We start from the raw sequence: 8,407 nt of genomic DNA on the forward strand, positions 1-8,407 counted from the left end.
TCAGCAACATGCCGATGAGCAACGCGCCGATGGTGTCGCCTTATCAATCGATGCCGAATACACCTTTCTACCCGATGTATACCGACAACCAGACACTCGGCGCATCGCAAGCTCCCGGTCCGAACAACGCTTTTGTCTCCAGCGTACCTGGAGCAGTGTCTCCTTACGGCTACTCGCCTTACCCTGGCCATGCCGACTGGAACAAGAAGCCGTGCAACTGTGGCTGCCATGACCGTCAGGCCGAGGAGAGCGAGCTCGATGTCGCCCTCGCCGATGCCGAATCCGTGAACACGCGCCAAAGCTCCAGATCAGGCACGAGACGCGGAGGCCGCAAGGCGAAGACCGCTTCGGTCAAACCTTCAAAAAAGAGCACGCCTTGGATTCGCAACTAGCAACGCCTTATTAATACGGGCACGAGTGAAGTATAAGGGGAATTCCTTCTGGCAAAACTAGAGAAAAATGCTAGGACGGAAGGGATTCCCATGAACTTCAGCGGTTTGTACAAACAGTTGAAAAAAAGACTTCGCCTCAAGCGCCGCGTGTTGTCGCTGGGTGCCGTCGTGCTGGTTGCAGGTGCGGCTGCGGGTTGGCTGCTGGCGCATAATGACGAGGGCGGAAGGAAGGATGCGCAATCCGCATTGGCTCCGATCGCATCGGCTGGCGTGCCGGATTCGGACGAGGATGCGCTGGCAATACTAGCCAAACAAGGAAAAAAACAGACAGTAATGGTGATCCGATCGTACGTATGCGGCGAAGAGACCGACCAGCTAGGCGCCATGTGGCCGGAAGAAATTCAGAGCCTGCACGAGGAAAATCCGGGGCTGTCCATCCTGCTCAAGAACGATCGTGTCGTCATGCAGGAGCTGATCGATGATTTGTCGCCAAGCTGCAAAGACTCCGCTTATTTCGGAATGGACAAGGACGGCAACTTGAGTTTGTTCGACGGTGTGCCGGCGGGCCAGAAAGTAATTCGGACCTTTTTTCAGTTGAACGTTGGGTTTCTGGAAAGCAGCCTGCAGCGGGAAGCGGTCGAGCAGCTGAAGGAAGGCATTCGCGTCAAAGATTTGCTGGAGTACAACAGCGTGCTGTCCACGTTCAGCGAGTTTGCAGTCGAAGAGTGAATCATAGGCCTTGCAAGGGACAAGCCTCGGCGTGGAAAGAAACAGATGGGTCCAACTCGGATCCGTCTGTTTTTTTGTGGGCGGAAGGTACTTTTTCGCGAGCAAGTTTGCTATAATGGCACAAGGGAACACATATGTTCGCTTTTTTCGGACATTTGTTCGCATGATGCAGCAGGGGAAAGTGGGAGTGGAGATATGCGGGTGCTCGGCATCGATCCGGGTATCGCCATCGTCGGATTCGGGTTCGTCGACAAGGAAGGCCATCGGCTCGTTCCCGTTCAATACGGTAGCATCCAGACAGAGGCCCATAAGGATCCGGCCATTCGATTGAAAGAAATCTATGAATCGGCGATCCATCTGATAGACAAATACGAGCCGGATGCAGTGGCGATCGAGAAGCTGTTTTTCAATAAAAACGTGACGACGGCGCTGACGGTCGGCCAAGCCAGAGGCGTATTGATGCTGGCGGCGGTGCAAAAGGGCGTATCGATCGCGGAATACACGCCGCTCCAGGTGAAGCAGGCGGTCGTCGGTTATGGCGGCGCCGAGAAGAAGCAAGTGCAGGAGATGGTGCGCATGCTGCTCAAGCTGAGCGCTGTCCCGAAGCCAGACGATGTGGCGGACGCATTGGCGATTGCGATTTGTCACGCGCATTCCGCCGCCTTGCAGATGAAGATGAATGGAGCGTCGAAGCCATGATCGATTTTTTGCGCGGGAAAGTGGTACATAGAGAAACGGAATATGTCGTCCTCGACGTTCACGGCGTGGGGTACCGGGTATTTTGTCCGAACCCGTATGCGGCAGGCGCCGACAAGTCGGACGAAACGACCTATTATATCCATCATCACGTTCGGGAGGATGCGATTCTGCTGTTCGGCTTTCCGAGCCGGGAGGAGCAGTCGCTCTTCCGCCGGTTGCTCGAGGTGAGCGGCATCGGGCCGCGCGTGGCGCTAGGCATGCTGGCGGCCGGCCGGCCGGAAGCAATTGTAGCGGCGGTGCAGCAAGAGAACTATGCGTTCCTCACGAGGCTGCCGGGTATCGGCAAGAAGACGGCGCAGCGCATCGTCCTCGATCTGAAGGACAAGCTTGGCGCCATTCCGGTGCCGGCGGGAGCGATTTCCGCAGCTGGACTAGGGTTTGGAGACGCCGCGGCTGGAGCCGGGAGCCGAGAAGGCGGGACCGCATGGGCGGAGGCGAAGGAAGCGCTGCTCGCGCTGGGCTACACGGAAGCGGAGGCGGATCGGGCTTGGGCGCGGGTGAAGCCGAAGGCCCAGGAAGGCGATCCGGCGGAGGTGCTGACGAAGCTGGCGCTGCAGGCGCTGTACAACGGAGTCTAGCATAGGACTAGCTGGGGAGGAGGACATCGATGGAAGACCGGATCATCTCCGCGAATTTGATGATGGAGGACGACGTAGTCGAGCTTAGTTTGCGTCCTCGTTATTTGGCCGAATACATCGGGCAATCGCAAGCGAAGGAAAATTTGAAGATTTACATAGAAGCGGCCAAGATGCGCAAGGAAGCGCTCGATCATGTGCTGCTGTACGGGCCGCCGGGACTTGGCAAGACGACGCTGTCCAACATTATCGCTAACGAGCTGGGTGTCAATATTCGGACGACTTCCGGCCCGGCGATCGAGCGGCCGGGCGATTTGGCGGCTATCCTGACGAACCTGCAGGAAGGCGACGTGCTGTTCATCGACGAGATCCACCGCCTTCATCGGACGGTGGAAGAAGTGCTGTATCCGGCGATGGAGGATTTCGCCCTGGACATCATTATCGGCAAAGGGCCGAGCGCCCGTTCGGTGCGGCTCGATTTGCCGGCGTTTACGCTGATCGGGGCGACGACGCGCGCCGGGTTGCTGTCGGCTCCGCTGCGCGACCGGTTCGGCGTCGTCAGCCGGCTGGAGTACTACACGGTCGACGAGCTGAGCTTTATCGTGAGCCGGGCGTCGGACATCCTGCAGGTCGGCATCGTCGGCGAGGCGGCGGCGGAGATCGGCAAACGGTCGCGCGGCACGCCGCGGATCGCGAACCGGCTGCTGAAGCGCGTCCGCGATTACGCGCAAGTGAAGGGCGACGGCGTCATTACGCTCGATATCGCTCGCCAGGCGCTCAAGCTGATCCGCGTCGACGACTTGGGACTCGATGAGATCGACCACAAGATGCTTCGTGCCGTCATTATGAATTTCCGAGGCGGCCCGGTCGGGCTCGATACGATCGCGGCGACGATCGGGGAAGAGAGCCAGACGATCGAGGATGTGTACGAGCCGTATTTGCTGCAGATCGGGTTCCTGCAGCGTACGCCGCGGGGCCGGATGGTGACGCCTCAGGCGTACCGGCATTTGGGCTTGCCGCTGCCGACTAGCGGAGGCAAGGATGACAACGACAACTATTTGTTATGACGCCGATACGATAGTATGCATGCTAGCGCTGGCGCTACTAGACAGAGGAGTTGAAGGCGATGGGCTTTTTCCGCAATCATAGACGTACGATAGCGATGCTGCTCGGCCTGGGGATGACGGTCACGGCCGCCGCACCTGCCTTCGTGGTGGAGAGCTACGCCGCCGTACCCAAGCTGAACGAAATTCGCGTTGCCCTGTTCATTGATTCGGGCAAATCTTATAAAGTCGTCGTGCCGGCAGTGACGCTGCTCGCCGAGCAAGGGCTCGACATCGGCAACCGACAGCCGAACGGCGCACGCAGCTGGCTGACGACCTCGCCTGGCGTGCCGGTCCGCGCCAGCGTGGACGGCTACAAGGTGCTTGTGGCCGAGACTCTGGACGCCGCGCAGGCGGAAGCGCTGGCGAAGGCGCTCCAGCCGTCCGACGACAAGCCGTTCGTGTTCCGGTCGCTGAAGGCAGGCAAACCCGTATACCGCATCTATAGCGGCATGTACACGAGCGTGCAGCTGGCGGAGGCCGCCAAGCAGCGCATCGGCGCGAACGCGGCCGTCGCGGCGCAGCTGCGCGGCGCAGTGCCGGCGGTCGCCGGCCCGCTGCACGGCACGGCGGGGACGTTCGCCACGGAGGCGGCGGCGAAGCCGGTGCTCGACATGCTGCTGACGAACGGGATGGACGCGTTCCTGACCGTAGTCGAGCAGGGCGGCCAGACCGCCTATGCCGTGTGGGTCGGCGAAGCGGTCGACGAGACGCAGCTGAATGCATTGAAGCAGCAGGCGCTCAAGCTGAACGTGCCGCTGCAGACGGCCGACCGCAATGCGCCTTATTTGCTGAAGCGCGAAGAGGTGACGGCCGGCGTGACCGGCGTGACGGCGGCTCGCGGCGCCGATCATTTCGTGTTCGGCACGAGCGCGTCGGGCCAGAAAGTATGGGTGACGGCGAAGGACGGCATTGTCCAGGTGGACGAGCGCAGCAAACGACGGTATCGCGGCGCCATCGAGCTAACTGAGTTCAACGGCAGCCTGGCCGTCGTCAACGAGCTGCCGTTCGAGCAGTATGTGGCGTCGGTCGTAGGCACCGAGCTGAACAACAGCTGGCCGACCGAGGTGCTGAAGGCGCAAGCCGTCGCCGCCCGGACGTTCGCGATCAAGCAAGGCATGAAATATCAAATCGCGCATATTTCCGATTCGACCGTGGATCAGGCTTATTCTGGGCTAAGCGGAGAGGGTGCCGCCACTATCGCGGCCGCCAACGCAACGGCCGGCGAGCTCGTGCTGTACAAGGGCGAGCCGATCTCGCCCTTCTATTACTCCAATGCCGGCGGGATGACGGGAGACGCTGTCGAAGTTTGGGGCACGCCGGTCGATTACATAGCGGTCAAGCCCAGTCCTGACGAGATCGCTGCGGCCGGCAAGCTCAATTGGGCTCGCGTCGTGCTCGCCGACGGGACGCTTGGCTATATCCGCTCCGACTATGTGACGGACACCGGCCGCAAGTCGCCTGCGGGTCTTCCGATCGTGGCGGCGAACGATTCGGGCGTGGCGCTTCGTCAGGCTCCGTATGTGGACGATGTCAAAAATGCGGCTATTGCCCGCGTGAACAAGGGCGACCTGATGACCCGAATAGGGCAGGACCCTCAGTCGACTGAATACGCCTGGATACGAGGACCTTTCACCGGGCCGCAGTTGCTAGATACAATGAATGGTATCTTTACTCCGGATGTAGTGGGGCCGCTGATCTCCTTGAAAGTGTCCAAGATCGGGCCTTCCGGTCGGGTGACGGAGCTGCAGGCGAACGGCAAGACCGTGACGCAGGCAAAACCGGACAATTATCGAACGGCGCTCGGAGGACTGCCCAGCACACGGTTTAACATCGAAGAGACCGGCAAACTGGCGATCGCAGGAGCGGGCGGACAAGTCCGTGAAGTGACGGGGACGGCTCAGACGCCGGTCTATGTGCTGTCCGGCAGCCAGACCGCCGCTGGGGCTAAGCTGCAGTCCGTGAAGGGCAGCTACTACGTGCTGGGCGGATCGGGTCAAGTCCGCCCCGCTACGCCGGACGCCCAGTTCCGCATGATCGGCAAAGGCTTCGGTCACGGACTCGGCATGTCGCAATGGGGCGCGCGCGGGCTGGCCGAGACCGGGTATGACTACAAGAGCATCCTGCAATACTACTATAATGGAGTCACTATAAGTAAGGATTGAGTGAAACGAATGGATGTCAATTGGTTTGATTTTGAGCTGCCGGAACGGCTGATTGCCCAAACGCCTCTTGCGGATCGCACTTCCTCCCGCTTGTTGACGTTGAACAAGGCGACGGGGGCGATCGCCCATGAGAAATTCGAGCGGCTGATCGAGTATTTGCAGGCAGGCGATACGCTTGTGCTGAATGACACGAGGGTAATTCCCGCCCGATTGTTCGGGGTCAAACCCGAAACAGGCGCCAAGGCGGAGGTGCTGCTGCTCAAGTCGCTCGGCGAAGACCGCTGGGAAGCGCTAGTACGACCGGGTAAAAGGCTCCATGTCGGTTCCCGGATTTTGTTCGGCGACGAGCTTGAAGCGGAAGTAGTGGACGAAAGCGAAATGGGGATGCGGACGATTCGGTTCCGCTACACCGGCATTTTCAACGAAATATTGGATCGTCTCGGGCAAATGCCGCTTCCTCCTTATATCAAGGAGCGCCTGGACGATCGCGAGCGGTATCAGACCGTTTATGCGAAGCATGAAGGCTCTGCTGCGGCTCCGACGGCTGGGTTGCACTTTACACCGGACTTTCTCGAGCGGATTCGTGCAAAAGGGGTTACGATCGCCTATTTGACGCTGCATGTCGGACTCGGTACGTTTCGTCCGGTTTCGGCGGACACGGTTGAGGAACACAGCATGCATGCCGAATATTACAGAATCGGGGAAGAAACGGCTGCTCAGCTGAATGCCGCACGTTCCCGAGGAAGTCGGATCGTAGCGGTGGGGACGACATCGGCGAGGACGCTGGAGACGGTGGGACAGCGGTTTGGCGATCAAACGATCGAGCCTTGCGACGGCTGGTCGTCGATTTTTATTTATCCTGGCTATGAGTTCAAGCTGGTGAACGCGATGCTGACGAACTTTCATTTGCCGAAGTCGACGCTAGTGATGCTGATTAGCGCACTGGCCGGACGCGACGCGGTCATGAAGGCTTATGCGGAGGCGATTGAGCGGGAATACCGTTTTTTCAGCTTCGGCGACGCGATGTTTATTTACGAATAAGGGTTGGTTAGAGGAAGGAAAGGGAATTCACAAGCATGGCCATTCGATACGAAGCAATCAAAACTTGCAAACAATCCGGCGCTCGGCTAGGCAGGGTGCATACGCCTCATGGCGTTATCGAGACGCCTGCTTTTATGCCGGTCGGCACGCTCGCTACGGTGAAGACGATGAGTCCGGAAGAATTGAAGCAGATGGACGCGCACATCATTCTGAGCAACACCTACCATCTGTTCCTTCGCCCCGGGCATGACATCGTCAAGGAAGCTGGCGGGCTGCATCGGTTCATGAACTGGGACCGTCCGATCTTGACCGACAGCGGAGGGTTCCAGGTGTTCAGCCTGAGCGAGCTTCGCAAAATTACCGAGGAAGGCGTCACGTTTCGCAACCACTTGAACGGGGACAAGCTATTCCTGACGCCAGAAAAAGCGACCGAGATCCAGAACGCGCTCGGAGCCGATATTATGATGGCGTTCGACGAGTGTCCGCCTTATCCGGCGGAGTACGACTATGTCAAGAAGTCGCTCGAGCGCACGACGCGTTGGGCGGCTCGCTGCCTGGAAGCTCATGCGCGCAAGCATGACCAGGGGCTGTTCGCGATCGTCCAGGGCGGGATGTACGCCGATTTGCGCAAGCAAAGCGCGGCGGAGTTGACTTCCATGGATTTCCCGGGGTATGCTATTGGTGGACTTAGCGTTGGAGAATCGAAGCCGCTCATGTATGAGATGCTCGAGAGCACCGTCCCGCTGCTTCCGACGGAGAAGCCCCGCTACCTGATGGGGGTCGGCTCGCCGGATGCGCTGATCGAAGGCTCGATTCGAGGCATCGACATGTTCGACTGCGTGCTTCCGACTCGGATCGCCCGCAATGGGACATGCATGACGAGCACCGGTCGACTGGTCGTTCGGAACGCCGCTTATGCGCGCGATTACGGACCGCTCGATCCGGCATGCAGCTGCTACACATGCCAACACTATTCCCGAGCTTATTTGCGGCACTTGATCAAGGCGGATGAGACGTTCGGCATCCGATTGACCACGTACCACAATTTGCACTTCTTGCTCGAAATGATGAGGGGTGTAAGACGTGCCATTATGGAGGACCGTCTGCTTGACTTCCGCGACGAGTTTTTCGACCGGTACGGGTTGAACGAGAACGACAAAGGTTTCTAAGAACGAAAGGAGGAGCCCGACATGTTGTATATTGCAGAAGAGGCCGCCAGCCCATCGGCAGCGAGTTACTTGACGACCTTTTTGCCATTCATCCTGATGTTCGCCGTCTTGTATTTCTTGTTGATCCGTCCGCAGCAGAAGCGAGCCAAAACCCGCACCAGCATGCTGAGCACGCTGAAGAAAGGCGATAAAGTAACGACAATCGGCGGCATGCACGGCACGATCATGGAGATCACCGACGATATCGTGGTGCTGCGCGTCAACGATGCGACGAAGCTTACGTTCGACCGATCCGCGATCAGTGCGGTCGTGCAATCGGCGCCGGCTGCTGAAGTGAAGTAAGTCCGGATACCCTTACATAGAGCACCTTAAGACGCACAGCCATACGGCTGTGCGTCTTTACTTGACATTATAGAAAGTTTAATGCTTTACAGCAATAAAGCATAAGAGGGACGCTTGCGAAGCGTGGTTGAG

Annotated in this window: 9 protein-coding genes; all 9 read left to right on the forward strand. The window is 58.8% G+C overall.

The window, feature by feature from the left end:
• Positions 1-392, forward strand: a 392-nt coding sequence (locus PKO02S_RS32685; RefSeq protein WP_164821808.1) for a hypothetical protein, incomplete at its 5' end; no start/stop codon positions are given.
• A 90-nt stretch (positions 393-482) separates the two neighbouring features.
• Positions 483-1,121 carry a BofC C-terminal domain-containing protein gene (locus tag PKO02S_RS31060; RefSeq protein WP_127589013.1) on the forward strand — a complete coding sequence of 213 codons (639 nt, stop codon included), beginning with the start codon at positions 483-485 and terminating at the stop codon, positions 1,119-1,121.
• A gap of 195 nt (positions 1,122-1,316) precedes the next feature.
• The gene (ruvC, locus tag PKO02S_RS31065; protein ID WP_127589015.1) at positions 1,317-1,820 is read left to right on the forward strand and encodes a crossover junction endodeoxyribonuclease RuvC; all 504 of its coding nucleotides are present in this window, start codon (positions 1,317-1,319) and stop codon (positions 1,818-1,820) included.
• Complete coding sequence (gene ruvA / locus PKO02S_RS31070) at positions 1,817-2,458, forward strand: Holliday junction branch migration protein RuvA (protein WP_127589017.1); 642 nt, start codon at positions 1,817-1,819, stop codon at positions 2,456-2,458. Before ruvC ends, ruvA begins: the two co-directional genes overlap by 4 nt.
• Before the next feature lie 29 nt (positions 2,459-2,487).
• Entirely contained in the window at positions 2,488-3,522 is a 1,035-nt protein-coding gene (gene ruvB, locus PKO02S_RS31075) for a Holliday junction branch migration DNA helicase RuvB (protein ID WP_127589019.1), read from the forward strand.
• A gap of 59 nt (positions 3,523-3,581) precedes the next feature.
• Entirely contained in the window at positions 3,582-5,723 is a 2,142-nt protein-coding gene (locus PKO02S_RS31080; protein WP_127589021.1) for a SpoIID/LytB domain-containing protein, read from the forward strand.
• A gap of 9 nt (positions 5,724-5,732) precedes the next feature.
• Positions 5,733-6,764, forward strand: a complete 1,032-nt coding sequence (gene queA, locus PKO02S_RS31085; protein WP_127589023.1) for a tRNA preQ1(34) S-adenosylmethionine ribosyltransferase-isomerase QueA — start codon at positions 5,733-5,735, stop codon at positions 6,762-6,764.
• 35 nt (positions 6,765-6,799) lie between these two features.
• On the forward strand, positions 6,800-7,933 hold the full coding sequence (gene tgt, locus PKO02S_RS31090) for a tRNA guanosine(34) transglycosylase Tgt (RefSeq protein ID WP_127589025.1): 1,134 nt from the start codon (positions 6,800-6,802) through the stop codon (positions 7,931-7,933).
• A gap of 21 nt (positions 7,934-7,954) precedes the next feature.
• Entirely contained in the window at positions 7,955-8,275 is a 321-nt protein-coding gene (gene yajC / locus PKO02S_RS31095) for a preprotein translocase subunit YajC (protein ID WP_174819977.1), read from the forward strand.
• Positions 8,276-8,407 lie beyond the last annotated feature (132 nt).

The organism is Paenibacillus koleovorans NBRC 103111, assembly GCF_004000845.1.
In the GTDB taxonomy this organism is placed as follows: Bacteria; Bacillota; Bacilli; order Paenibacillales; family NBRC-103111; genus Paenibacillus_AA; species Paenibacillus_AA koleovorans.

Excerpts from the sequence above, each read along its gene's own strand:
- PKO02S_RS31060 (WP_127589013.1), top strand. The coding sequence starts at position 483 with ATGAACTTCAGCGGTTTGTACAAACAGTTGAAAAAAAGACTTCGCCTC.
- ruvC (WP_127589015.1), top strand. The coding sequence starts at position 1,317 with ATGCGGGTGCTCGGCATCGATCCGGGTATCGCCATCGTCGGATTCGGG.
- ruvA (WP_127589017.1), top strand. The coding sequence starts at position 1,817 with ATGATCGATTTTTTGCGCGGGAAAGTGGTACATAGAGAAACGGAATAT.
- ruvB (WP_127589019.1), top strand. The coding sequence starts at position 2,488 with ATGGAAGACCGGATCATCTCCGCGAATTTGATGATGGAGGACGACGTA.
- PKO02S_RS31080 (WP_127589021.1), top strand. The coding sequence starts at position 3,582 with ATGGGCTTTTTCCGCAATCATAGACGTACGATAGCGATGCTGCTCGGC.
- queA (WP_127589023.1), top strand. The coding sequence starts at position 5,733 with ATGGATGTCAATTGGTTTGATTTTGAGCTGCCGGAACGGCTGATTGCC.
- tgt (WP_127589025.1), top strand. The coding sequence starts at position 6,800 with ATGGCCATTCGATACGAAGCAATCAAAACTTGCAAACAATCCGGCGCT.
- yajC (WP_174819977.1), top strand. The coding sequence starts at position 7,955 with ATGTTGTATATTGCAGAAGAGGCCGCCAGCCCATCGGCAGCGAGTTAC.